The following is a 1,735-nucleotide window of genomic DNA, read 5'->3' on the forward strand; positions in this document are numbered from 1 at the left end:
ATCCGCTGCTCACCGCCGTCGGGCTCGACGTCGCGCGGGTCGCCGGACGACCGGTGCTGCGCGACGTCGACACCCAGGTCGAGGCGGGCCGCATCCTCGCCGTCACCGGTCCCAACGGCGTCGGCAAGTCGACGCTGGCGCTCACGCTCGCCGGACTGCTCCGGCCCGATGCCGGCGTGCTGCGGGCAGATCCGGTGCTCGCGAACGGCGTCGCCGGGGAACCCTGGCGGTGGCGCTCGCGCGACCTGCTGGCCCGCATCGGCACGGTCTTCCAGAGTCCGGAGCACCAGTTCATCACCGGGTCGGTGCGCGCCGAGCTCGAGGTCGGCCCGCGTGCGCTCCGTCGGCCCGAATCAGAACGGCGGTCGCGAACCGACGAGCTCCTCGCAGCACTGCGACTCGACCGACTCGCCGAGGCGAACCCGTTCACCCTGTCGGGCGGTGAGAAGCGGCGCCTCTCGGTCGCGACCGCCATCGCCGGCCATCCGCGCATGCTCGTGCTCGACGAGCCCACGTTCGGGCAGGACGCGACGACGTGGCGCGAACTCGCCCGGCTCATCGTCGGGCTTCGCGACGATGGGGTGGGCGTCGTGGCGGTGACGCATGACGAGCCCTTCGTCGACGCGATCGCCGACGATCGGCTCCGACTCGGGCATGTCCAGGGGGACGGCGCCGCGATGGCCTCATCGCCGCCCCCAGGAACGGGGACGGTCCGGTGAGCATCGCCGCCGTCCGACCCGGCCTGCCGCTCGCAACGGTGAATCCCGTCGCCAAGGTCGCCGCGACCATTCCGCTCAGCATCGTGCTCGTGCTCACCCTGGACGTGGTCTCGGCGACGGTCGCGATCGTCTGCGAGATCGTGCTGTTCACCGCCGTCGGCCTGGGCGGGCTGCTCTGGTCTCCTCGCACGCTGCCGGTGTGGCTCGCGGCCCCGCTCACGGGTCTCAGCATGGTGCTCTACGGCGCCCCGTCGGGTGCCGTCCTCTGGGACTTCGGGGTGATCCACGTCACCGAGGGCTCGGTGCAGATCGGCGTGGCGACGACCGCACGCGTCATCGCGATCGCCCTCCCAGCGGTGGTGCTGTTCCTCACCATCGACCCCACCGACCTCGCCGACGGCCTCGCGCAGACGCTCCGGCTGCCCGCGCGGTTCGTGCTGGGCGCCCTCGCGGCGCTTCGCCTCGTCGGGTCCTCCGTCGACGACTGGCGCACCCTGCGGCTCGCCCGGCGAGCGAGGGGAGTCGGTGACCGCGGCGCGATCCTCCGTGGTCTCGGGCAGGCGTTCGCCCTGCTCGTGCTCGCGATCCGGCGGGGGAGCACCCTCGCCACCGCGATGGAGGCGCGCGCCTTCGGGGCACCCGGTCGGCGCACCTGGGCGAGGGTGGCGCGATTCGGCGCCGTCGAGTGGATCGTGATCGGTGCCGGATGCCTCGTGGCCGCGGCGTCCGCCACGGTCGCCGTCGCCACGGGGAGCTGGAATGTCATCTGGTCCTGACGGCGGCGATCATGCCGGTGGCCGCGACCCAGGCCTGACGGCCGCCCGGGACCGACCCGATCGCGATGGCGAGCCGGCCGCCTCGGCCATTCGTGCCATCCAGGACGCCGTGCGCGGCATCCGGAACCCGCTCGTGCTCATCGACGGGCCGAGCGGTGCGGGCAAGTCGACGCTCGCCGACGCACTGGTCGACCGGTGGCCGGGGCGACCGCCGCACCTCGTGCGCCTCGATGACGCCTA

General features: G+C 73.4%; 2 protein-coding genes. Both read left to right on the plus strand.

The features are described 5' to 3' along the window. On the plus strand, positions 1 to 719 hold a 719-nt coding region (locus GH736_RS22435; RefSeq protein ID WP_159607189.1), incomplete at its 5' end, for an ABC transporter ATP-binding protein. Beyond that, complete coding sequence (locus tag GH736_RS22440; protein WP_203230918.1) at positions 716 to 1,495, plus strand: energy-coupling factor transporter transmembrane component T family protein; 780 nt, start codon at positions 716 to 718, stop codon at positions 1,493 to 1,495. The genes GH736_RS22435 and GH736_RS22440, both read left to right, overlap by 4 nt. Positions 1,496 to 1,735 lie beyond the last annotated feature (240 nt).

Origin of the sequence: Agromyces humi, assembly GCF_009720255.1 — a bacterium.
GTDB classification, from domain to species: Bacteria; Actinomycetota; Actinomycetes; order Actinomycetales; family Microbacteriaceae; genus Agromyces; species Agromyces humi.